The 21972-nt window shown below is 62.9% G+C and carries 21 protein-coding genes; 5 read left to right on the top strand and 16 right to left on the bottom strand.

The window, feature by feature from the left end; genetic code table 11:
* Window positions 1–332: 332 nt before the first annotated feature.
* The 6 genes from lpdA to mdh all read right to left on the bottom strand — a co-directional run bounded on the left by lpdA (window position 333) and on the right by mdh (window position 9138).
* Window positions 333–1724 (bottom strand): dihydrolipoyl dehydrogenase, encoded by a 1392-nt coding sequence (gene lpdA / locus LZ496_RS11520; RefSeq protein ID WP_249904822.1) that lies wholly within the window; start codon window positions 1722–1724, stop codon window positions 333–335.
* Window positions 1725–1861: 137 nt separating this feature from the next.
* Window positions 1862–2941 carry a flavodoxin family protein gene (locus tag LZ496_RS11515; RefSeq protein WP_249904821.1) on the bottom strand — a complete coding sequence of 360 codons (1080 nt, stop codon included), beginning with the start codon at window positions 2939–2941 and terminating at the stop codon, window positions 1862–1864.
* Window positions 2942–3055: 114 nt separating this feature from the next.
* Window positions 3056–4351, bottom strand: coding sequence for a 2-oxoglutarate dehydrogenase complex dihydrolipoyllysine-residue succinyltransferase (gene odhB, locus LZ496_RS11510; RefSeq protein WP_249904820.1), 1296 nt, complete (start codon window positions 4349–4351; stop codon window positions 3056–3058).
* 13 nt (window positions 4352–4364) lie between these two features.
* A complete protein-coding gene (locus LZ496_RS11505; RefSeq protein WP_249904819.1) occupies window positions 4365–7187 on the bottom strand; it encodes a 2-oxoglutarate dehydrogenase E1 component in 2823 nt (940 codons plus the stop codon).
* A 22-nt stretch (window positions 7188–7209) separates the two neighbouring features.
* Window positions 7210–8094, bottom strand: coding sequence for a succinate--CoA ligase subunit alpha (gene sucD, locus LZ496_RS11500; protein WP_249904818.1), 885 nt, complete (start codon window positions 8092–8094; stop codon window positions 7210–7212).
* 81 nt (window positions 8095–8175) lie between these two features.
* Window positions 8176–9138 carry a malate dehydrogenase gene (gene mdh, locus LZ496_RS11495; RefSeq protein ID WP_249904817.1) on the bottom strand — a complete coding sequence of 321 codons (963 nt, stop codon included), beginning with the start codon at window positions 9136–9138 and terminating at the stop codon, window positions 8176–8178.
* A gap of 154 nt (window positions 9139–9292) precedes the next feature.
* On the opposite strand from mdh, the gene LZ496_RS11490 reads away from it, so the two are divergent.
* The gene (locus LZ496_RS11490) at window positions 9293–9802 is read left to right on the top strand and encodes a hypothetical protein (protein WP_249904816.1); all 510 of its coding nucleotides are present in this window, start codon (window positions 9293–9295) and stop codon (window positions 9800–9802) included.
* Window positions 9803–9906: 104 nt separating this feature from the next.
* Window positions 9907–10278: a hypothetical protein gene (locus LZ496_RS11485; protein ID WP_249904815.1), complete on the top strand. Its 372-nt coding sequence runs from the start codon at window positions 9907–9909 to the stop codon at window positions 10276–10278.
* A 55-nt stretch (window positions 10279–10333) separates the two neighbouring features.
* Here the strand turns inward: LZ496_RS11485 and LZ496_RS11480 are convergent, their stop codons facing one another.
* The 7 genes from LZ496_RS11480 to LZ496_RS11450 all read right to left on the bottom strand — a co-directional run bounded on the left by LZ496_RS11480 (window position 10334) and on the right by LZ496_RS11450 (window position 17858).
* The gene (locus LZ496_RS11480; protein ID WP_249904814.1) at window positions 10334–10711 is read right to left on the bottom strand and encodes a VOC family protein; all 378 of its coding nucleotides are present in this window, start codon (window positions 10709–10711) and stop codon (window positions 10334–10336) included.
* A 36-nt stretch (window positions 10712–10747) separates the two neighbouring features.
* Window positions 10748–12187, bottom strand: coding sequence for a M20/M25/M40 family metallo-hydrolase (locus tag LZ496_RS11475; RefSeq protein WP_249904813.1), 1440 nt, complete (start codon window positions 12185–12187; stop codon window positions 10748–10750).
* Between the two features lie 113 nt (window positions 12188–12300).
* Window positions 12301–13407, bottom strand: a complete 1107-nt coding sequence (gene zapE, locus LZ496_RS11470) for a cell division protein ZapE (RefSeq protein ID WP_249904952.1) — start codon at window positions 13405–13407, stop codon at window positions 12301–12303.
* Entirely contained in the window at window positions 13391–13873 is a 483-nt protein-coding gene (locus tag LZ496_RS11465) for a PaaI family thioesterase (protein ID WP_249904812.1), read from the bottom strand. Before LZ496_RS11465 ends, zapE begins: the two co-directional genes overlap by 17 nt.
* On the bottom strand, window positions 13870–14652 hold the full coding sequence (locus tag LZ496_RS11460; RefSeq protein ID WP_249904811.1) for a succinate dehydrogenase iron-sulfur subunit: 783 nt from the start codon (window positions 14650–14652) through the stop codon (window positions 13870–13872). The genes LZ496_RS11465 and LZ496_RS11460 overlap by 4 nt, the downstream gene beginning before the upstream one ends.
* 63 nt (window positions 14653–14715) lie before the next feature.
* Window positions 14716–15174 (bottom strand): peroxiredoxin, encoded by a 459-nt coding sequence (locus LZ496_RS11455; protein WP_249904951.1) that lies wholly within the window; start codon window positions 15172–15174, stop codon window positions 14716–14718.
* Complete coding sequence (locus tag LZ496_RS11450; RefSeq protein ID WP_249904810.1) at window positions 15174–17858, bottom strand: bifunctional [glutamine synthetase] adenylyltransferase/[glutamine synthetase]-adenylyl-L-tyrosine phosphorylase; 2685 nt, start codon at window positions 17856–17858, stop codon at window positions 15174–15176. The genes LZ496_RS11455 and LZ496_RS11450 overlap by 1 nt, the downstream gene beginning before the upstream one ends.
* 70 nt (window positions 17859–17928) lie before the next feature.
* Between LZ496_RS11450 and LZ496_RS11445 the strand changes: the two genes are divergently transcribed.
* Window positions 17929–18105, top strand: a complete 177-nt coding sequence (locus LZ496_RS11445) for a hypothetical protein (RefSeq protein WP_249904809.1) — start codon at window positions 17929–17931, stop codon at window positions 18103–18105.
* On the opposite strand, the gene LZ496_RS11440 is transcribed toward LZ496_RS11445, so the two are convergent.
* The 3 genes from LZ496_RS11440 to LZ496_RS11430 all read right to left on the bottom strand — a co-directional run bounded on the left by LZ496_RS11440 (window position 18102) and on the right by LZ496_RS11430 (window position 19824).
* Entirely contained in the window at window positions 18102–18740 is a 639-nt protein-coding gene (locus LZ496_RS11440; protein WP_249904808.1) for a sigma-70 family RNA polymerase sigma factor, read from the bottom strand. The genes LZ496_RS11445 and LZ496_RS11440 overlap by 4 nt on opposite strands.
* A 75-nt stretch (window positions 18741–18815) precedes the next feature.
* Entirely contained in the window at window positions 18816–18956 is a 141-nt protein-coding gene (locus tag LZ496_RS11435; RefSeq protein WP_249904807.1) for a hypothetical protein, read from the bottom strand.
* A 67-nt stretch (window positions 18957–19023) separates the two neighbouring features.
* Entirely contained in the window at window positions 19024–19824 is an 801-nt protein-coding gene (locus LZ496_RS11430; RefSeq protein WP_249904950.1) for a response regulator, read from the bottom strand.
* Window positions 19825–20158: 334 nt separating this feature from the next.
* On the opposite strand from LZ496_RS11430, the gene LZ496_RS11425 reads away from it, so the two are divergent.
* Complete coding sequence (locus LZ496_RS11425) at window positions 20159–20338, top strand: NepR family anti-sigma factor (RefSeq protein ID WP_249904806.1); 180 nt, start codon at window positions 20159–20161, stop codon at window positions 20336–20338.
* Window positions 20339–20365: 27 nt separating this feature from the next.
* A complete protein-coding gene (locus LZ496_RS11420; protein WP_249904805.1) occupies window positions 20366–21901 on the top strand; it encodes a sensor histidine kinase in 1536 nt (511 codons plus the stop codon).
* Window positions 21902–21972 lie beyond the last annotated feature (71 nt).

The following is a 21972-nucleotide window of genomic DNA, read 5'->3' as shown; positions in this document are numbered from 1 at the left end:
CCAGACCGGAAACGGTCCAGAACAAAAACGGCAACGCTACAAGCCATCCCAGCCAAACGTGCCAGCGGCGAAGCCGCGTGCGGATTGCCCCCAAAATCGATTCTCCCGGTCACACTTCCAAATCGAAGGTCCACTCCGGCGTGCTGGTTCATTTCCCAGCGACCGCCGGCATCGAATCGGCTTTCATTCAATAAGCACGCCGGCATTCGCGCGTCATGATTTTTATAAAGTTAAGGTTAATTGATCCGACTGGGCCAAAAGAAAACGGCCGCTGCAACGTGTGCAGCGGCCGTCCCTATAAATGCCGGTCGAGCAAGATGCAGCCCGATCGATCAAATATGGATCGGTTTTCCGGTCACCGCCATCGCTGCTTCCTTCAGCGCTTCCGAATGGGTCGGGTGAGCGTGGCAGGTGTAGGCAATGTCTTCGGACGTCGCGCCGAATTCCATCGCTTGCGCGGCCTGAGCGATCATCGTTCCGGCAACCGACGCAATGCACCAGACACCGAGCACACGGTCCGACTTCGCATCGGCGATGACCTTCACGAAGCCGTCGGGCTCATGGTTGGTCTTGGCTCGGCTGTTGGCGAGCATCGGGAACTTGCCGACCTTCACCTCGCCCTTTTCCTTGGCCTGCTCCTCGGTGAGCCCGACACCCGCGATTTCCGGCATGGTGTAGACGACCGAGGGGATGACATCGTGGTTCACGATGCCGGTCAGGCCGGCGATATTTTCGGCGACCGCGATCCCTTCGTCCTCGGCCTTGTGAGCGAGCATCGGCCCCGGAATGACATCGCCGATCGCCCAAACGCCTGGAACCTTGGTGCGGAAGTCATGATCGGTTTCGATCTGGCCGCGATTGTTCACCTGCAGGCCGATCGCGTCGAGGCCGAGGCCGTCGGTATTCGGTTTGCGGCCGATCGACACGAGGACGCAATCGGCGTCGATGGTTTCGGAAGCGCCGCCCTTGGCCGGTTCGACGGTAAGCGTCGCCTTGCCGCCCTTGGTTGCGACGCCGGTGACCTTGGTTCCGAGTTTGAACTCGATCCCCTGCTTCTTCATGATCTTGTTGGCTTCCTTGCGGACCTCGCCGTCGAAGCCGGGCAGGATCTGGTCGAGGAATTCGACACAGGTGACCTTGGCGCCCAGCCGCCGCCAGACCGAGCCAAGCTCAAGCCCGATCACGCCGCCGCCGATGACGACCATATGTTCGGGGACCTTGGGAAGCTCCAGCGCGCCGGTTGAGTCGACCACGACCTTCTGGTCGATCTCGACACCAGGAAGCGGGGTGACCGAAGATCCGGTCGCGATGATGATATTCTTGGCGGTGACGGTGCGGTCGCCGACCTTGACCGTGTTCGGCCCGGTGAAGGTCGCATAGCCCTTCACCCATTCGACCTTGTTCTTCTTGAACAGGAATTCGATGCCGCCGGTGAGGCCCTTCACGGCGTCCTTGCGCTGGCCGTGCATGGCGTCGAGGTCGAGTTCCGGCTTCACCTTGATGCCGAGCTTGGCGAAAGCGCCGTTGGCGGCCGCGTCAAAATATTCGGACGCATGAAGCATCGCCTTCGACGGGATGCAGCCGACGTTGAGGCATGTGCCGCCCAGCGTCTCGCGCCCTTCGGCGCAAGCGGTCTTGAGGCCGAGCTGCGCGGCGCGGATCGCGGCGACATATCCGCCAGGGCCGGAGCCGATTACCAGCACGTCGAAGTCGAAATCAGCCATTCTTATTCCCTTTATTGTCATGCCAGCGAAGGCTGGCATCCATGCCATCGACATGGGCCCCAGCCTTCGCTGGGGCGACGCTCAATGGTTGAGATTGGCCGCGACATAAGCGGCCATGCGCGATGAATCCACCCCACCTATTTCTGGCGGGGGCGATCCAGGCCTTCGCCGCCGTCGATCAGCCGGCCGGCGCGCTGTTCCTGGACGGCGCGAAGCATGGTGCGCGCGGCGTTGCGCACCTCCTCCTGGATGCATTGGTCCTTGTCGAGTTCCTCATGGTTGGTCGCATAGGGCTGCCAGTACCCAATATAGCGGTCGAGCTCCGCGCTTGGGCCGGCCGGCTTCAATTCCATGAAGCGCAGCCAGTCGGCGAGGCTTCGGCGGACATTCTCCGCACCCTCGACGTCGCCATGGACAACGACGGAGAAGACCCGCCCCGCGAGATGGCGCGGGTAGGGCCAGCCTTCCATCTCGAGCTCCTTGGCCTTCTTCGCGTCCTTGCCGTGAGTGAGCGTCGGATCGGGATTGCCGCCGTCGGCGCAGACCAGCCGATCCATCATCAGCTTCAGCGGCGAGGTCGGCGAATACCAGTTGACGGGCGTGATGATCATGATGCCGTGCGCCCTCATCCACAGCGGATAGATGTCGTTCATCCAGTCCTGCGTCTGGCCGAGGGCATAGTTGGGGTAGCAGCTGCACGGCCAATGGCAGAGCGCCGGCGCGGTCGAGAAGCAGGCTTTGCAGGGGTGGATGTTGCGGCCATACTCCGACGCCAACCGCGACAGGTCGAGCGTCCGGACCATCGTCCCTTCGACCCCGCAGATTTCCTTAGCGAGCTCCAGCAGGCGCCAGCTCTTCGACATCTCGCCGGGGCAGGTGTGCTCGCTTCGGGAGGAGCAGTTGACGATCAGGATGCAGGGGGGCTCGTCGCGATTGTCATGCTCGGCCTGGGCCGTGTCGATCAGCGCCTTCGCGTTGATCCAGTCGACCGCAAGGTCATAGTCGGGATCGGCATAGCCGGGGCCCGCCTTCTCGGTACGCGGAGACTTGCGGCTGTTGGAATAGCCATCCCACGCAATCCCAGCGACCTTGTCCAGTTCGGCTTTTGCGGTTTCGAAAGCGGGGTCGGTAAAGGTCGACAGGAAGCGCTTGCGGAATTCAGCTTCGTCAAGCTCGACAGGAGGCATCCCCTTCCGGGGCTCTGGTGCATCGGTCATGGGCAAGCAACGCCGACCGCCGTGACTCTTTCCATTAAATGTCATGCCAGCGAAGGCTGGCATCCAAGTCTTTTTTTGGCGTGGGCCTCAGCCTTCGCTGGGCGACTAGCAGACCTAGAGGTCGATCAGCAGGCGGGTCGGATCCTCGATCGCTTCCTTGACGCGAACGAGGAAAGTCACCGCCTCGCGGCCGTCGATCAGGCGGTGATCATACGACAGGGCGAGGTACATCATCGGACGTGCGACGATCTGGCCGTCGCGGACGACCGGACGCTCTTCGATGCGATGCATTCCGAGGACCGCCGACTGCGGCGGATTGATGATCGGGCTCGACAGCAGCGATCCGAACACGCCGCCGTTGGAAATGGTAAAGGTGCCGCCCTTCATATCGTCGGCGGTCAGCGTGCCGTCCTTGGCCTTCTTGCCGAAGCCTGCAATGGTCTTTTCGATTTCGGCGAAGCTCATCGCGTCGGCCGAGCGGATCACCGGGACGACCAAGCCCTTCGGAGCCGACACCGCGACCGAAACGTCGAGATAGTCGTGGTAGACGATCTCGTCGCCCTCAATGCGGGCGTTGACGGATGGAACGTCGCGAGCGGCGAGCGCGACCGCCTTCACGAAGAAGCCCATGAAGCCGAGGCGGATGCCGTGCTTCTTCTCGAACAGATCCTTGTAGCGGGCGCGCGCATCGATCACCGCCGTCATGTCGACGTCGTTGTAGGTGGTGAGCAGCGCCGCCGTGTTCTGCGCCTCCTTGAGGCGCGTTGCGATGGTCTGCCGAAGCCGGGTCATCTTGACCCGTTCCTCGCGGCGCTCGCCCGAAGGCGCGGCAGCTGCAGCCAGTGCAGGTTGCGCGGTCGCCGCCGGGGCGGCCGCAGGCGCCTTCACTTCAGGCTCGTGAACCGGTCCGCTGTCCTTGGCCTTGGCAGCCGCCAGCACATCATCCTTGGTCAGGCGCCCGTCCTTGCCGGTACCACTGATCTTCGACGGATCGACGTGATGCTCGAGAACTGCACGGCGAACCGCGGGTGACAGGGTCAGGTCGGCGTGATCCGCAGCCGGAGCATGCGCGTCTTCCCTCGGCAGCGGCGTTTCGGCCGGCCCAGGCGGGTTGGTCGCCGCATCGACCGCTTCCTTGGTCTCCGCGGGAGCGGCAGCCGCCGCCGCAGCGCCAGCTTCGCCGATCCGTGCGATGACGGCGCCAACCTCGACCGTGTCGCCTTCCTGGAACAGCTGCTCGGCCATCGTACCCGCGACCGGCGACGGCACTTCGACCGAAACCTTGTCAGTCTCGAGGCTCGCGATCGGCTCGTCCGCGGCGACGGCTTCGCCGGGCTTCTTCAGCCACTGCGCGAGCGTGCCTTCAGTGATCGACTCTCCCAGTGCTGGAACCTTCACATCGGTGGCCATGGGTCGCGTTTCCTTAAGAAGCTTGTGCGGATTGAGCGTTGCGGCTGCTATGCCCCAGCGCGTCGGCAATCAAGGCCGCCTGTTCGGCAGCGTGGCGCTTGGCGAGCCCGGTGGCTGGCGAAGCGGAGGCGGCGCGGCCGGCATAGCGAGCGCGCTTGCCCGTGAACCCGGCCTCGATCAGGCATTCTTCCAGCTCATCCTCGACGAAATGCCAGGCGCCGTTGTTTTTCGGTTCTTCCTGCGCCCAGACCAGCTCATCCAGTTCGGGCATCGCCTTCAGCCGCTTGACCAGCGGGTCGCCCGGGAAGGGATAAAGCTGTTCGATGCGGATGATCTCGGTGGTCGTATCGCCGGCCGCGTCGCGCGCCTCCATCAGCTCATAGCTGAGCTTGCCGGAGCAGAGCACGGCGCGCCGGGTCTTGCCCGCCGCTGGTGGATTGAGATCGCTCAGGATGCGGTGAAAATGCCCCTCGCCGATGAAATCGTCGCGGGTCGACACCGCCAGCTTGTGCCGGAGCAGCGACTTCGGCGTCATCATCACCAGCGGTTTACGGAACCCGCGCAGCATCTGGCGGCGCAAGATGTGGAAATATTGGGCCGGCGTGGTGCAATTCGCGACCTGAATATTATCCTCGGCGCAGAGCTGCAGGTAACGCTCCAGGCGCGCAGAGCTATGTTCCGGCCCCTGCCCTTCGAAGCCGTGCGGAAGCAGCATCACCAGACCGCTGGCGCGCAGCCACTTGGCTTCGCCTGCAGCGATGAACTGGTCCATGATGGTCTGAGCGCCATTGGCAAAGTCGCCGAACTGCGCCTCCCACAACACCAGCGAGCGCGGGTCGGTGGCGGAATAGCCATATTCGAAGCCGAGCACGCCGAATTCGCTAAGCGGACTGTCGAGCACTTCGAACATCGGTAGGCCCGCGCCGTCGCGCTTCGTGCTCAAGGGTACATATTTGTCGCCGGTCTTCTGGTCGGTCCACACGGCATGCCGCTGGCTGAAGGTGCCGCGGCCCGAGTCCTGGCCAGACAGGCGGACGCGATAGTCCTCCTCGACCAGGCTGCCGTAAGCCAGGGCTTCGGCGGTCGCCCAATCGATGCCCTGCCCCTCGTCGAGTGCCTTTTTCTTGGCGTCGAGGATCCGCCCCAGCGTCTTGTGTATCGTGAGACCTTCGGGAACGGAGGTCAGGAGCGCTGACAGGCGCTCGTAGACGTCTTCGCTGATCGCCGTGTTGACGTTGCGGCGTGCGTCGACCGGCTCGCCCGGAATGCCGAGGCCCTGCCAGCGACCCTCGAACCAGTCCGCCTTGTTGGGGAGGTAGCTCGATCCCGCCTGGAACTCGCTTTCCAGGTGCTGGACGAAGCCGGCGGTCGTGTCGTCGATCCACTTCTGGTCGATTACGCCTTCCGAGACCAGCCGCGCGCCGTAGATCTGGCTGATGGGCGGGTGCTTGCGGATCGCCTCGTACATCAGCGGCTGGGTGAAGCTCGGCTCGTCGCCCTCATTGTGGCCGAAGCGCCGATAGCACCACATGTCGATGACGATGTCGCGGTTGAACGCCTGGCGGAATTCGATTGCCATCTTGCAGGCGAAGGTGACCGCTTCCGGATCGTCGCCGTTGACGTGGAAGATCGGCGCCTGGACGCCCTTGGCTACATCCGACGGATAGGGCGAGGATCGCGCGAACTGTGGGCTCGTGGTGAAGCCGACCTGGTTGTTGATGACGAAATGGATCGTCCCTCCGGTCTCATATCCAGGAAGGCCGGAGAAGCCGAAGCATTCGGCGACGATGCCCTGTCCGGCGAAGGCCGCGTCACCGTGAAGCAGCAGCGGAAGGACGCTGTCGCCCTCTTCATCGCCCTTGCAGGTCTGCGACGCGCGGACCTTGCCTAGAACAACCGGATCGACCGCTTCGAGGTGCGAAGGATTTGGCAGCAGCGACAGATGGACCTGGTTGCCGTCGAACTCGCGGTCGGTCGAAGTACCGAGGTGGTACTTCACGTCGCCCGATCCGCCGACGTCCGCCGGATTCGTCGCACCGCCCGCGAACTCGTGGAAGATGGCGCGATAGGGCTTGCCCATCACGTTGGAGAGGACGTTCAGCCGGCCCCGGTGGGCCATGCCGATGGCGATTTCCTCGACGCCGTAGTGGCCGCCATATTTGATCACCGCTTCCAGCGCGGGGATAGCGCTTTCGCCGCCGTCGAGGCCGAAACGCTTGGTCCCGACATATTTCTTGGCGAGGAATTTTTCCCACTGCTCGCCGTGGATCACCTTCTCCAGGATCGAGCGCTTGCCCTCCGGCGTGAAGGTGATGGCGGCATGCTTGCCCTCCATCCGCTCCTGGAGGAAGCGGCGCTCCTCCAGGTCGTTGATGTGCATATATTCAAGGCCGACCGTGCTGCAGTAATTGGCCTGAAGGACCGGCAATATCTGGCGGATCGACGCTTCCTCGAAGCCGAGCGCCCCGTTCAGGAATATCTTCCGATCGAGGTCGCCTTCGCCGAAGCCGTGATAGGCTGGAGTCAGGTCGGCCGGGAGCTCGCGCTGCGTCAGGCCGAGCGGATCGAGATTGGCGGCGAGGTGTCCGCGCACCCGATAGGTGCGGATCAGCATCATCGCCCGGATGCTGTCGTCGGCGGCGCGGCGGATCGCCGCCTCGTCGGTGACGCCAGTAGCCGCAGCGACAGCCTTGGCCTTCTCCGCCACCTTCTCGATGGTTGCTTCGGTCGGATCGAGGCCGAGGTTGACGGAGTCGAGATCCGCCACGGGCCAGTTCGGCCGGGCCCAGCTTGGGCCCTGCTCGCGTTCGATCGCCAGTCCGGTCAGCTCGTCCATTTGCCCTTCCCGCTCGCCTTACTTAGGCGTTCAGCAATTCCTTAAGCGTCTTGCCGAGCTCAGATGGGCTCGGGGAGACGCGGATTCCAGCCGCTTCCATTGCCGCGATCTTGCTTTCGGCATCGCCCTTGCCGCCCGACACGATCGCGCCGGCATGGCCCATGCGACGGCCCGGAGGCGCCGTGCGGCCGGCAATGAAGCCGACGGTGGGCTTGCTGCGGCCACGCTTGGCTTCGTCCGCGAGGAACTGCGCCGCCTGCTCTTCCGCGTCGCCGCCGATCTCGCCGATCATGATGATCGACTTGGTTTCGTCGTCGGCAAGGAACAATTCCAGCATCTCGATGAATTCGGTGCCCTTGACCGGATCGCCGCCGATCCCGACCGCGGTGGTCTGGCCCAGACCCTCGTTCGAGGTCTGGAACACCGCTTCATAGGTAAGCGTGCCGGAGCGCGAGACGACGCCGACACTGCCCTTCTTGAAGATGTTGCCCGGCATGATGCCGATCTTGCATTCGCCCGGAGTCAGGACACCCGGGCAATTCGGGCCGATCAGGCGCGACTTCGAGCCGTCCAGGGCGCGCTTCACCTTGACCATGTCGAGAACCGGAATGCCCTCGGTGATGCAGACGATCAGCGGCACCTCCGCATCGATCGCTTCAAGGATCGAGTCCGCGGCGAAGGGCGGCGGAACATAGATGACCGATGCGTCGGCGCCAGTCGTCTCGACCGCCTCACGGACGGTGTTGAACACCGGCAGGTCGAGATGCGTCGTGCCGCCCTTGCCGGGGGTGACGCCGCCGACCATCTGCGTACCATAGGCCAGCGCCTGCTGCGTGTGGAAGGTGCCGGTTTCGCCGGTCATCCCCTGGGTGATGACCTTGGTGTTCTTGTTGACGAGAATGCTCATACTTGGCCCTTTATCCCGTCATGCCAGCGAAGGCTGGCATCCATGCAATGGCATGGGCCCCAGCCTTCGCTGGGGCGACGATTAGTTCAATGATGAATCAATTGCCTTACACGCCACGAGCAGTTCCTTGACTGCATCGACGCTGACCTGGAAATTCTGCTTTGCTTCGCCGTCGAGTGCGATCTCGACCACTTCCTCGACGCCATTCGCGCCAATGACGGTCGGAACGCCGACGTAGAGACCGTCGAGGCCATACTTTCCGTCAACATAAACGGCGCAGGGCAGTATGCGCTTCTGGTCGCCGAGATAGGCTTCGGCCATCGCGATCGCGCTGGTTGCCGGTGCGTAGTAGGCGCTGCCGGTCTTCAGCAGGGCGACAATCTCGCCGCCGCCGCCGCGGGTGCGCTTGACGATCTCGTCAATCTTTTCCTTCGACGACTTGCCCATCTTCACCAGGTCGTCGACCGGGATGCCCGAAATGGTCGTGTAGCTGGTGACCGGCACCATCGTGTCGCCGTGGCCGCCGAGCACGAAGGCGTTCACATCCTTGACCGAGACGCCGAATTCCCAGGCAAGGAAGGTGGCGAAGCGGGCTGAGTCCAGCACGCCGGCCATGCCGACGACCTTGTTGTGGGGAAGTCCGGAAAATTCGCGCAGCGCCCAGACCATCGCGTCCAGCGGGTTGGTGATGCAGATAACGAAAGCGTCGGGGCAATGGTTCTTGATGCCTTCGCCGACGGCCTTCATCACGCCGAGGTTGATACCGAGCAGGTCGTCGCGGCTCATGCCCGGCTTGCGCGGCACGCCGGCGGTGACGATCACCACATCGGCGCCGGCAATGTCGGCATAGTCGTTGGTGCCCTTGATATTGGCATCGAAGCCCTCGATCGGGCCGCATTGCGCAAGGTCCAGCGCCTTACCCTGCGGAATGCCCTCGGCGATGTCGAACAGGACGATGTCGCCCATTTCCTTTTTCGCCGCGAGATGCGCCAGCGTTCCGCCGATCATTCCGGCGCCGATCAGCGCGATTTTCTTGCGTGCCATTGAGGTTCCCGTCCCCTTGCGAATGTGGAAGCCGCGCGAGCGCGCGGAGTTGCGGCGGCCTCTAGACGGTCAGGCTCAATGGGGCAAGGCGATCAGCTTCAACATTTGTTCGGCCCAGCGTATAGGCCTCTGAGAGGCGAATGGGGGCATCGCTATGTCGCTCGAGCAACTATCCTTCCTGTCACAGATCATCTCTGCAGTCGCGGTGGTTGGCTCCCTGATATTTGTCGGAGTCCAATTGCGACAGGCGACGCGCGCGGTCCGTGCCTCATCGTCGCAGGCACATTCGACAACCTATCACGCAGTCATCTCCAGCTTGATCAATGACGGCGACTTTGCCCGGATCTGGCGCGTTTCGCTCGGCAATCCCGAAGCCATCAATCCTGACGAACGAGTCCGCTTTATTGCCTACGGCAGCGCCTTGTTCCGCTACTACGAGTCGTCCCGCGTCCAGTGGCTACGAGGCCTGCTCGATGAAGAGCATTGGCAGAATATCGAACAGCAAGTGATTAGCCTGAAGTCCCAACCCGGGATCAGATGGTGGTGGACCATTCGTGGAAATTGGCATTCGCCCAGTTTTCGAACCTGGTTCGAAGGCCTTCCGACTGTCGATCCCGTCGCGCTTTACGGCCCGGAGGGAACGCCCGGCGGCGATCCTAGTTAGCAAGGCGCATCGCGAAAGTCCGTTCGGGTGACGGTTAACGATCAGGTCATGGACCGTTCAGCCCGGTACAGATAGGTTGGACCCAACATTTCGAAGGGGATTTTATGAAGAAGCTCCTGATTTTCGCCGGCATCGCGACTCTGGCTGCGACCGCGCCCGCCTTTGCGAAGCCGGACCATGCCAAGGGTAACAAGGGCCATGGCTATGCCTATGGGGGAGGAGGCTGCCCGCCGGGCCTCGCCAAGAAGAATAATGGGTGCCTTCCCCCGGGGCAGGCCAAAAAGCTGTACAATGTCGGACAGCATTGGCCGCGCAACTATGGCTATGCCTGGAATTACAACCAGATCCCGTACGATATGCGAACGCAATACGGCTTCAACCCCAACTACCGCTACTACTACGGCGACGGGTACGTCTATCAAGTCGACCCCGCTACCATGCTGGTCAGTCAAGTCGTCAGCGCCATTCTGCGCTAGAGCTGGTTTCCGTAAATGATGAGGCCGCCCGAGAATCCGGGCGGCCTTTTCGATTTTACTTTCCCTCGAACAGGCTGAGGATGTTGCCGTCCGGATCCTTGAACCAGGCGGTCTTCATCCCTTCGCCCTCGTAAATGTCGCCGTTGGCGGTCAGGCCCTCGACATCATATTGTTCGAAGAAGATGCCCTTTTCCTTGAGGTCGCGGACCTCGGACTCGATATCGTCGACGTCGAACGTCAACGCAGTGGCCTTGTTGGTTCCCGCGAACTCCGAACGATAGACCGTGATGTCGGTGTTGCCGCCCTTCAACGTAACGATTTCGCCGCCCATTTCATCGGCGGTGTCAAAACCCAGCTTTTCCTCATAGAATTGCCGGGCCCGATCAACATCCTTGACCGCGAGCATGGGCGTGGCGTCGGCTTTGCCGAGCATAGTCCTTCTCCTCCTTTTGAGAGGTGAAATAACGCTCTAACGGCCCGCAAGTGCCTTCAGCATCATCTCCCAGAACAACACATTGTCGTAAACGGCGCGAACCGCCATCCGCTCATCGAGGCCGTGGGCGCGCTCGTCTTCAGGGATGATGACCCAGCTGCCGTCGAGGCCGTAAACCGGCATACCCGCTTCGCGGAAGAAAGAGCCATCGGTTGCGCCGGCCGACATGTAGGGGGCGACCGGAACATTCTTACCGTTCAACGCGGTCACCGCATCCTGGTAGGCTTTGGCGACATCGGCCCGCAGCGGGCTGACCGGCGTGGCGCGGCCGGAATAGGTGCCGTCCTTGGTGACCTCGACGCCGGCGCCGACAACGCCCTTCAATTCGGCGAGAACAGCATCGGGACTGACGCCCGGTAGGATGCGGCAGTTGACGGTCGCATCGGCCATTTGCGGCAAGGCGTTGTCGGCATGGCCGCCGGTTAGCTCGGTCGCGACACAGCGCGTGCGAGTGAAGCCGGTTTCCAGCTCGCTGGCCTCGATCGCATCGGCGGCAGCGCCATCCTGTTCGTTGGCCAGCCAGGCCCGCATCGCCTTACCGAGCGCGCTATCGCCCTCCTGCATTGCGCGGAGCTTGAAATAGCCGCGAGTAGTCTCGTTGAGCGACGGCTCGAAGCGATGCGCCTCCAGTTTCTTCAGGGCCGTTGCAAGCTCGTAAATCGCATTGTCGGGCCGCGGGCGGCTGGAGTGTCCGCCCTTGTTGCGGACCGTGAAATGATAGGATTGGAATGTCTTCTCGGCGGTTTGAAGCGCGAAGCCCAGCGAGGTGCCGTTGGCGAGGAATCCGCCGCCGCCGCCGTCCGAGTTCAACGCATATTCGGCGTCGGTTAGCTGCCGCCACTCGGTTGCCCCCAGGCTGGCCCCATTGCCCTTGGTTTCTTCGTCACCCGAGAAGAACAGGATGAGGTCGCGCTTCGGCCTCCAGCCGGCCTGCTTCAGCTTCAGGACCGACATCATGATGCCGGTCATGCCGGCCTTGTTGTCATAGGTTCCGCGGCCATAGAAATAGCCGCCTTCCTCGCGGAATTCGAAGGGGTCGAACTTCCAATCCTCGCGCTTCGCCTCGACCACGTCCATGTGCGCCATGAGCAGAATCGGCTTGGCGGTGGGCTTCTCCGCACGCCAGCGGGCAATCAGGGCTACCGTCTTGTCGCCAGCTTCGCCCTCGTAGGGCATGATCTTGATGTCGTCGGCGGCAAAGCCCGCAGCCTTCAGTTCACCTGCCAGATATTCGGCAAGCTTGGGCATCTGGTTGCGACCTGACACGGTCGGAATTTCGACCGCGGTTTCGTAAAGGGCACGCGTTTTTGCCTGCCACGCCGGGTCCAGCTTCGATGGCTGGCTGACGATGGCCGGCACCTGCGCGAAAGCGGAAGCTGAAAAGGCAAGAAACGACAAAGCGAGCAACGAGCGCATGGAATTCCCCTCCGGATTGTCGGCCCGACGCTAGGACGAGTCTCCGGCTTTGCGTAGAGGTTTCTTCGCACCTTCGGGGTAATTTGGCCGGATGGATAATGTAGTTTGGCCGCCTAGGCCGCCAGTCCGTGCCCTTCGCCGAGATAGTCGGCGCTCTGCATTTCCTCGAGACGGCTCACCGTACGGTCGAACTCGAACCGGCCGTCGCCTGACGGATAGAGGGCGGACGGTTCCGCATCCGCCGCGGCGAGGAGTTTCACACGATGTTCGTACAGCGCGTCGATCAGGGTGACGAACCGCGCCGCCTCGTTGCGCATCTCGCGGGTAAGGATCGGAATTCCGACGATGATGACGGTGTGAAAGCGGCGTGCCACCGCCAGATAGTCGGAAGCTCCGCGTGCTTCGCTGCAAAGCCGCTTGAAGCTGAAGACCGCCACGCCTTTGAGGCTCTTCGGAACGTGCAACATCCGCCCGCCGCCGACATCGAGTTCCTCCGACGGCACCGCTGCCCGGTCCTCGACCGGATGGTCGGTCAGCTGGAAGAAAGCGGCACTGAGCTTTTCGGTCGCTTCCGGCCCGTTGGGCACCAGCCAGGTGTCCAGCCCGCGCATACGGTCGAGGCGATAGTCGGTCGGCCCGTTCAGGGGCAGCACTTCCATCGTTCGCTCGATGAGGTCGATGAAGGGAAGGAACAGCTCCCGGTTCAGCCCGTCCTTGTAGAGATCGCGCGGCGGGCGGTTCGACGTCGTGACGATCGCCACCCCTTCGTCGATCATCGCCGTGAACAGGCGCGACATGATCATGGCGTCCGCGCTGTTGGTGACCATCATCTCGTCGAAAGCGAGGAACTTCACCTCCTCGGCGATGTCGTGCGCGACGCGGATGACGGGGTCGCCTTCCTCGCTTTTCCGCGCCTCGCGCAAGCGCGCGTGAACGTCCAGCATGAAAGCGTGAAAATGGGTTCGGCGCTTGGGCTGGATGTCGAGATTGTCGAACGCCAGGTCCATCAGCATCGACTTGCCGCGGCCGACGCCACCCCAGAGGTATACGCCGCGCTGACGTTCCTTCTTGCCGAACAGCTTCTTGAGAAAACCGCCGCTCTGGCCAGCAGCATCGCGCCCGAAACGGTCGAGCGCCCGGACGGCCTTGGACTGGTCTGGATCGGGCTTCAGCTCTCCTGCCGCAACCAGCGCGGCATAGGCCTTACCGACGGGCCCCATCGTCATCCATGGCCGGAGCGTTTGGCCGCGTCACGCGCTTCAATGTGCCGGTGAAAGCGTAGCAGATCTCGCCCTCCTGCTCGCAATGGCCCTCGAAGAAGACCAGGCCGCCCTTGGTCTGCTTGAGCAGGTGGACATGGGCGTCGAGCGGAACGCCGACCCGGCCCCGCGCAACGAACCGCGTGTGACAGTCGAGGGTCACATAATGCCCCTCATGCATTCCCGCGCAGCGGCCTCCGGCGAACAGGCTCATGTCGATGAAGCTCATCACCGCCCCGCCGTGGATCGACCCGCCCATATTCTGGTGGCTCGCGTCCGGATGCATCCGGGTCACCGCCCGGCCTTCGACGTCCGGCTTGAACAACAGGCGGCCGGTCTGCGCCGCGAAGCTTCCACGCGGGAAATCGCCCCAGCTGTACCAGCCGGGGTGGTCGGGATCCTCGACCGCCCCTTGGGGCAGGGTCAAGCCGCGCGCTCCGCGATCAGCTTCTTGGTTTCCGCGATCGCCTTGGCCGGGTTCAGCCCCTTCGGGCAGACATTGGCGCAGTTCATGATCGTGTGGCAGCGATAAAGGCGGAACGGGTCCTCAAGCTGGTCAAGCCGCTCGCCGGTCGCTTCGTCGCGGCTGTCGGCCAGCCAGCGATATGCCTGGAGCAGGATCGCCGGCCCAAGGAAACGGTCGCTGTTCCACCAATAGCTCGGGCAGCTGGTCGAGCAGCAGGCGCACAGGATGCACTCGTACAGACCGTCGAGCTTCGCCCGGTCGTCCGGCGACTGAAGCCGTTCCTTGCCCGACGGCTCCGGCGTCGCCGACTTCAGCCAGGGCTGGATCGAGGCATATTGGGCATAGAAGTGGGTCATGTCGGGGACCAGGTCCTTGACCACCTCCATGTGCGGGAGTGGAGTGATCTGCACGTCGCCCTTGATGTCCTCGATCGCGGTGGTGCAGGCGAGTCCGTTCTTCCCGTCCATGTTCATCGCGCAGGACCCGCAAATGCCTTCACGGCAGGAGCGGCGGAAGGTCAGGGTCGGGTCGATCTCATTCTTGATCTTGATGATCGCGTCGAGAACCATCGGCCCGCACTTGTCGAGGTCGATCGTATAGGTGTCGTAGCGCGGATTGGCACCGCTGTCGGGGTCGTAGCGATAGACCTTGAACCGCTTCTGCCGCTTACCCTCTTCGGCCTTGTAGGTGCGGCCCTTCTTGGTGATCTTGCTGTTCTTGGGCAGGGTGAATTCGGCCACGTGCGGTTCCCGTTGGAATTAGCTTTGAAGCGCCGCTAGCACCACGGGCGCGGTAACGGCAAGTCAAACAGCCTTGGCTGACTTCAGCACCTCTGCGGCATGGCCCGGCACCTTGACTTTGCGCCACGCCTTCATGACGCGGCCATCCTTACCGATCAGGTAAGTCGCCCGCTCCATCCCCATATATTTGCGGCCGTACATCGACTTTTCGACCCAGGTGCCAAACGCATCGCTGATCGCGCCGTCCTCGTCGGAGGCAAGCGGCACCTTTAGGTCGTATTTGGCGATGAACTTGTCATGCTTCTTCATCGGGTCGCGCGACAGGCCGACGACCTTGACGCCGGCCTTGGCGTAATCGCCGGCGAGCTCGGTGAAGTCCTGAGCCTCCTTGGTGCAGCCGGACGTATCGTCCTTGGGATAGAAATAGAGCACGAGCGATTGGCCCGGCGCCGCGAGGTCCAGCTCGGTCCCGTCGCTGAGCTTCGTCTTCAATGCCGGAACCTTGTCGCCCTCAACCAACATCATTCATCCCCTTTGACTCGCGCCCAGCGGGCCGCGATCCTTTGCCGCGCCACATCCGTTGCCGCAAGCAGGGAAGGCCAATCCTCGTAACCGCACAAGGTCGCAACCAGCCTGCGCGACTGCTCGGCCGGCTCCATCGCCTTGCTTCCGACGAGGCGAAGAACGACCAGCATTCGGCTGAGCAGGCGAAGGTCGGGATCGGCGCCGTCGTCGATCAGTCCATCGCTAACGAGCGCTTCAAGCGCGACTTCCAGCCGCGGGTCGAGGCCGATCCTGCTGGTCAGCTGAAGCGTGTGGACGGTGAATTCGAAGTCGACCAACCCGCCCGGGCCGAGCTTGATGTCGAGCGGCCCTGCGGGCGGCTTGTGCCTCGCCATCTCCTCCCGCATCGCTGCCGCGTCGGCCCGGATACGGGCCGGGTCGCTGGGTCGTTCGAGGATCGAGCAGATGAGGCGCCGGACCTTGCTTCTAGCCGCGTCGGATCCCGTCAGGGGGCGAGCACGGCACAGCGCCATATGCTCCCAGGTCCATGCCTCGTTTCGCTGATATTCCTCGAACGCGGCCAGGCTGACGGCGAGCATCCCCTGGGCGCCCTGCGGCCTCAGCCTGGTGTCAACATCATAAAGCGGGCCAGTCGCTGTCGGTGTTCCGAGCGCTGCGCCGATCCGGCTTGCCAGCCGGTTGTAATAGTCGGTCGCGGGGAGCGGCTTGGCCCCGTTCGACTGAGTGCCGGGAGGCGCGTCGAACAGGTAGATGAGGTCGAGGTCGCTGGCGTGGGTCAGCGCCCTGCCGCCAAGCCTTCCAAGCCCGAGCACGACCAGTTCCCCGCCGGGAACATCGCCGTGGCTTCGGCGGAATTCCTGCGACACGAGTTCGGTCAGTGCCACCACCGCCGCTTCGGCTAGGTCGCTATATCCTTCGGCGATGACGATCGGGTCGCGGTGAGCGGCGAGAAGCTGCACGCCAAGGGCAAAGCGGCGCTCGCCAACCATTCTCCGCAATCTGTCGAGTGCGATGTCGAACGGCTCGCCGCGCGTCGCCACCAGGAAAAGGTCGGCCAGTTCCGCGGCGTCGGGCGGCGGCGCGAAGCTGGATTCATCGATCAGCCCGTCAAGCAAAGTCGGCCTGCGCCCCAGCTGCTCGGCCAGCGGCGGGGCGTGAGCCAGGATCAGCGACAAGAGGTCGGCTAGCTTCGGCCTCGCGCTCAGCAGCCGGTAGAGATTGACCCCGCTGGACAGCTTGTCGACGATGTCGCCGAAGCGGTTGAGGCTTCGGATCGGGTCGGGCCCGGCGGCGACCGAGCGCATCAAGGTCGGCAACATCGCTTCGAACGCTTCCCGGGCGGGCGGCGACCTGAGCGAGCGGGCACGGCCGGATCGCCAGTCGGCAACCCGCCGAAATGCCTCCTCCACCTCCTCGAACCCCATGCTGGTGAGTTCCGAACGGAGGATATCGGGATCGTTCGAAAGCCGCTCGTCCCGGTCGGATACCAGCGCGTCGAACTGCACTCCGACCGCCTCGACCTGCGGGGCCAGTATTTCCAGAAAAGCCGCGGCACTCTCGCTTCCGTGGAGCCTTGCGACGGCCTCCAGCGCCTCGGAATCGGCGGGTAACCGATGCTCTTGCCGGTCGTCGATCATCTGGATGCGGTGCTCGGCCGTCCGCAGCATCCGATAGGCATCGCCGATCGCCTGGGCGACCTCAGCCTCGAGCCGGCCCGTCCTGGCAAGTGCGGCCAATGCGTCCAATGTCGCCGGGGCCCGCAATTCCGGTTCGCGGCCCCCATGAACCAGTTGCTGGACCTGGGTGAAGAACTCCGCCTCGCGGATCCCTCCTCGTCCGCGCTTCAGGTCATAGCCCGGACCGAACTGCTGGCCTTGCGCATAATGGTCGCGGATCCTGAGGCTAATGTCCCGAATTTCTTGGATCGCCCCGAAATCGAGCGCGCGCCGCCAGATGAAGGGCCGGATTTCCTGCAAGAAAGACCCGCCCAGATCCAGATCGCCGGCGGCTGCACGCGCCCGGATGAATGCGGCGCGCTCCCACGGCAGGGCCGAGCTTTCGTAATAGCTGATCGCGGCCCCGGCGGGCAATACGATCGGGGTCACTTCGGGCGACGGCCTGAGGCGGAGGTCGACCCGGGCGACGTAGCCGTCAGGAGTCCGCTGCTGCATCAGTTCGATGAACCGGCGACCATAGCGTACCGCGGCCTCGCCCGGTTCGTCGCGTGGTCTTCGCGGCAATGTCGCGGGGTCGAATAGAAGGACGAGGTCCACGTCCGAGGAATAGTTGAGTTCCCCGCTCCCCAGCTTGCCAAGCGCGAGTACGGCAAGGCCCCGCGGCTCCTCGTCCGGCACGCGTTCCAGCATTGCGGCGCGAAGCGCTTCGTCCATCGCCTTGTCGGCAAAATCCGACAGGGTCGCCGTCACCCATTCCAGGGGTTTTTCGTTGCTGATGTCAGCGAGCGCCACAGCCAATGCGAGGGCATGACGCTGGCGCCTCAATTGCTCGGCGACACTCTCACCAGTGATCGACAGCGCCTTGCCGACCGCTGCGTCACTACCCTCTTCGACAAAGCTGGCGGCGATAGCTGGGAATGCCGCGATCGACGATCTCAGGAACGGGGCATTGGCCTCGGCTCGGCCCACGGCTTCCGCCCGAGATGATGAAACCAGTGTTGCCATTGGGGCCCAATCCTATGCCGAAAACGACGAATTGCGAAACCGCACGGCTTTTCAAGCATTTGTCATGGCAATGGATATCGAAAGGTCCTTCATGGCGAGGACGGAAGGTTCAATCCGCGAAAGCATCAGCTGGCGTGACCTTCCTCCCACCCAGGCCGGGTTGGCGGCAGCGCTTCGTCGCGCCTACACGCTGCCGGCCGACGAGACCGAACGGCAGTTCGAGCAGCTTTTGCAGAAGCTTGGCTAGCCGCGGTCGCGGCTCAACTCGTCCACTTCACCCATGATTTCCTGAAGCGCCGACTTGTTGGGATCGGTCTTGTGCTGGCGCCGCGACGGCAGCTTGCCGCCGCTCATCAACGCCTCAAGCGCAACGCGACCGCGTGCCACGCGGCTCTTGATCGTCCCCACCGCGCATCCGCAAATCTCGGCGGCTTCCTCGTAAGCGAAGCCGCCGGCGCCGACCAGGATCAGCGCCTCGCGCTGCGGCTGCGGCAAATGCAGCAAGGCTCGCTGCATGTCGCCCAGCTCGACATGGCGGTCCTGGCTTGCCGGTGCGGCCAGGATCTTGGCCGCGGTCACATCGTCCCATTCGCCCTTGAAGCGGGCTCGCCGCATCTGGCTCAGGAACAGGTTCCGCAAGATGATGAAGGTCCAGGCACGCATATTGGTGCCAGCCTGGAAGCGTTTTCGCGCCGCCCAGGCCTTCAACAGCGTCTCCTGCACCAGATCGTCGGCCGTGTCCCGGCTACCAGAGAGGGATCGGCCGAATGCACGCAGGTGCGGAATTACCTGGGCAAGCTGATCCTTGAACTCGTCGTCGGGCAGCGGAACGGGTTCCGGCCGGGCCTCAAACTCTGAATCGACTTCAACTTCGTCATTCACTGAAAATCGCCCCGATTCAGCAGAAGTGGCTGTTTCTGCATGATACGCCTGGTTGCTACACATTGATGTATGAAGTTAGCGCGCGATGAACAATATCAGCGCGAAGGCTATAATTACCAACAGCAGCCCGACGCCGAGAACGACGCGCGTAACATGCGGCGTGGTTCCGGCCCGGGCTTCCGTCGCGGTCAAATGTTCCGGCCTTACATCGGTCATGGATACCCCTGCGTTCAGGAAGAATGTTTCCCTGCTCTAACGACAAAGTTCCATGGCTGTTCCGTGCTCAGCCGGCAGGTACCGTGGCCGCATCGAAGAACAGCGCCTGGCTTATGGCGGCCTTCACGGTCGAACGCTGGAACGGCTTCGTAATCAGGAACGTCGGCTCGGGGCGGGTCCCGGTAAGGAGGCGCTCCGGAAATGCCGTGATGAAAATCACCGGCATCGAAAATTCCGACAAAATATCCTTCACCGCATCGATCCCGGAGCTGTCGTCAGCGAGCTGGATATCGGCCAGCACGAGGCCCGGCGGCGACTTGCGTGCCTGTGAAACGGCTTCGTCGCGCGTTACGGCGACACCCGTGACGTTGTGGCCGAGGTCCCGAACGATCGATTCAATGTCCATCGCGATGATCGGTTCGTCCTCGATGATCAGGACGTCCGCATGGGTTTGCCGCTCGATTTCCTCCATCGCTTCGGCGACGAGGCTTTCGACATCTTCCGGCGACGCATCGATCAGATAGCCGGTATCCTCACTGGAAAACCCCTCGAGGCTGGTCAGCAGCAGCGCCTGACGCGAGAGCGGCGTAATGCGTGCAAGCCGCGCCTGCGCAATTCCTTCCGCACCGGCAATTCCCATTGATGGCTCTTCGCCTTCCTCGACATTGGCGGTGGACCAGATGGCGTGAAACGTCCGGTAAAGCCCGAGGCGGGGATCGACGTCCCGCGGAAATTCATCGGGCTGGGCAACGATCGCCTCCAGCGAAGCGCGGACGAATGCATCACCATGGGCCTGCGTCCCGGTCAATGCGCGCGCGTAACGGCGAAGGAACGGAAGATGCGGTGCGATTTCCTGGCCAAGCGACATGAGTTTTGTAACTCCCCTTAATGTTCGTTCCATCGTTTCGCCGCCGTTCTGTGCGGTGCGGCGAACCGGTGCAACCCCGTCGACTGGCTTCGACGCGCCGTAGCTACGGCGCAACACCCTTCGCCCCGAGTATGCGATTGGTGGAACAAAGGATTGGCGATTTGGTTTCCTCTCCCAATCCCGGTCGCGTTAACTCGCCATTGAATGGCTCGCGCGGTTGGGCAATAGGTGCGGGGGATTTCCCGGTACCTCGTTTAAGGGCCGGCCATATGTGCCGCGTAACAGTGTGAGGTTGGATGTGGCGCATATGCTTGCGCTCGAGGGGGACGAGAGGTTGAGTGGGACCAGCAAAGCCAACGGCCGAAACAGCCAGTCCGGCTCAGGGTCTGCAGATAAGAAGCACCGTCGGGATCGCGGCGGAACCATCGGTCGCGCGCTTCGCACGGTCTATGACGACGCCCTGCGCGAAGATGTTCCGAAGGATTTCCTCGACCTTCTTCGCAAGCTCGACTGAGTTTTTCCATCGAATGATCGCGGCTTGATGGAACGTCAGCATTCCTTCCTGGAACGCTGGCCGACCGGCGTCGTCCTGATGCTGCTGTTAACCGCGGCGTTACTCCCCCTTGGCCTTGTCCTTGCCTGGGTAGCCCAGCAGAGCGTCTCGGAAACGCGGCGAGCAAATATATCACGGGCCGAGACGCAAGGTGTTGCAGCTTCGCAAGCGATTGAAAGCCTGCTTGCCCGCAACGTGCTTGCCTTGCGGATCGCGTCCAACGCCGCATTTGCGTCCAATCCATCCGATCCCTGCGCCACTGCAGCCCGCTCGCTGGCCGTCGCTCCGGCCGTGGGCCAGCGGTTCAGGCTTCGCGATGCACAGGGGAAAACACTGTGCACGATCGGGTCGTTTCAGGCAGAGCATGAGGATTGGCTGGTCGCCCCTGGCGACGTGAGGGCCTGGGTCTCCCCCCGCGGCCTGATCCATTACCGGCTTGGCGTCATCGGTGGGATGGCAACCGGAGTCCTCACCATCGCGGAGCTGCAGAAAGCAGCTGATGAACCGACCGGCGATATTTACCGGCTGTCCGTCGCCGATGGCACAAGTGAAATCGCCGTAATCGACCGGCCACTCGCAGGAAATTTGCGAAGCTTCGAGAAGATTCATCCGATCAGCAACGGGCAGCTGCAGGTCAAGGTGGTAACGCCGTTGGCGTCCGCGACACAGATCGATCGGGCCATCATCTACCTGCCTCTGCTGATGTGGGCAGTCGCCGCGTTGCTTAGCTGGCTGCTTGTTCGCCGCCTGATCCTGCTGCCCCTCGCCCGGCTGAAGACCGCGGTTCTGGAATATCAGCCCGGCGAACAAGGATTGGAGCTTGGGACCAAATTCGGAGCGGCAACCGAAATCCGCGACGTGTCGATAGCGTTCGAACGGGCCGTCGACCGAATCGAAGGCGCCGAGCGCGAGGCGCTGGAGGCGCTGGAAGGCCAGCGAAGGCTGGTCCGCGAAGTTCATCATCGCGTGAAGAACAACCTCCAGGTCGTCGCGTCCCTGCTCAGCATCCACGGTAGAAGCGCGGATAGGCCCGAGGCGAAGGCGGCCTATTCGGCCATTGGACGAAGGGTCGACGCACTGTCGGTCGTCCACCGTCACCATTATGCGGAACTCGAGGAGAATCGGGGTATCGCCCTTCGGCCGCTGCTGACCGAACTGACGGCGGACCTTCGTTCCAGCGCCCCGGTCGAAGCGCGCAAGATGCGCATCGATTTGGAACTGGATGCGCCTAACACGACGCAGGACGTCGCGGTTGCGGTAGCGTTCCTGATCACCGAGATCGTCGAATATGCGATGCTCCGCCAGCCGGACGACATCGTCGAGATTTCGCTCCGCCGCGACGACGAGTTGACGGCCACGCTGGCGATCACCTCGGCGGTTCTGGTTCCGGATGGCGACACATCCGACGTCGCACGGATGCAGTTCGAACGGATCGTCGAAGGGCTGGCCCGCCAGCTCCGCTCGCCGCTTGATCGGAAGCTTGGCCGCTATGCCGTTACCGTACCGATTTTTCCGGACCGGTAAGTCGTTGCAAAAAATGCGACGAACCGTTGAATTAATTTAACTTCAGGCGGAACCGAGACCGAAAAAAGGGC

The sequence above is a fragment of the Sphingomonas caseinilytica genome (assembly GCF_023516455.1).
Classification (GTDB): domain Bacteria; phylum Pseudomonadota; class Alphaproteobacteria; order Sphingomonadales; family Sphingomonadaceae; genus Sphingomicrobium; species Sphingomicrobium caseinilyticum.
This window is presented reverse-complemented; position numbering and strand designations above follow the sequence as displayed.

What these genes read in the sequence shown, in the direction of transcription:
- lpdA (WP_249904822.1), bottom strand. Translation starts at nt 1,724, where the DNA reads ATGGCTGATTTCGACTTCGACGTGCTGGTAATCGGCTCCGGCCCTGGC.
- LZ496_RS11515 (WP_249904821.1), bottom strand. Translation starts at nt 2,941, where the DNA reads ATGACCGATGCACCAGAGCCCCGGAAGGGGATGCCTCCTGTCGAGCTT.
- odhB (WP_249904820.1), bottom strand. Translation starts at nt 4,351, where the DNA reads ATGGCCACCGATGTGAAGGTTCCAGCACTGGGAGAGTCGATCACTGAA.
- LZ496_RS11505 (WP_249904819.1), bottom strand. Translation starts at nt 7,187, where the DNA reads ATGGACGAGCTGACCGGACTGGCGATCGAACGCGAGCAGGGCCCAAGC.
- sucD (WP_249904818.1), bottom strand. Translation starts at nt 8,094, where the DNA reads ATGAGCATTCTCGTCAACAAGAACACCAAGGTCATCACCCAGGGGATG.
- mdh (WP_249904817.1), bottom strand. Translation starts at nt 9,138, where the DNA reads ATGGCACGCAAGAAAATCGCGCTGATCGGCGCCGGAATGATCGGCGGA.
- LZ496_RS11490 (WP_249904816.1), top strand. Translation starts at nt 9,293, where the DNA reads ATGTCGCTCGAGCAACTATCCTTCCTGTCACAGATCATCTCTGCAGTC.
- LZ496_RS11485 (WP_249904815.1), top strand. Translation starts at nt 9,907, where the DNA reads ATGAAGAAGCTCCTGATTTTCGCCGGCATCGCGACTCTGGCTGCGACC.
- LZ496_RS11480 (WP_249904814.1), bottom strand. Translation starts at nt 10,711, where the DNA reads ATGCTCGGCAAAGCCGACGCCACGCCCATGCTCGCGGTCAAGGATGTT.
- LZ496_RS11475 (WP_249904813.1), bottom strand. Translation starts at nt 12,187, where the DNA reads ATGCGCTCGTTGCTCGCTTTGTCGTTTCTTGCCTTTTCAGCTTCCGCT.
- zapE (WP_249904952.1), bottom strand. Translation starts at nt 13,407, where the DNA reads ATGGGGCCCGTCGGTAAGGCCTATGCCGCGCTGGTTGCGGCAGGAGAG.
- LZ496_RS11455 (WP_249904951.1), bottom strand. Translation starts at nt 15,174, where the DNA reads ATGTTGGTTGAGGGCGACAAGGTTCCGGCATTGAAGACGAAGCTCAGC.
- LZ496_RS11450 (WP_249904810.1), bottom strand. Translation starts at nt 17,858, where the DNA reads ATGGCAACACTGGTTTCATCATCTCGGGCGGAAGCCGTGGGCCGAGCC.
- LZ496_RS11445 (WP_249904809.1), top strand. Translation starts at nt 17,929, where the DNA reads ATGGATATCGAAAGGTCCTTCATGGCGAGGACGGAAGGTTCAATCCGC.
- LZ496_RS11435 (WP_249904807.1), bottom strand. Translation starts at nt 18,956, where the DNA reads ATGACCGATGTAAGGCCGGAACATTTGACCGCGACGGAAGCCCGGGCC.
- LZ496_RS11430 (WP_249904950.1), bottom strand. Translation starts at nt 19,824, where the DNA reads ATGTCGCTTGGCCAGGAAATCGCACCGCATCTTCCGTTCCTTCGCCGT.
- LZ496_RS11420 (WP_249904805.1), top strand. Translation starts at nt 20,366, where the DNA reads ATGGAACGTCAGCATTCCTTCCTGGAACGCTGGCCGACCGGCGTCGTC.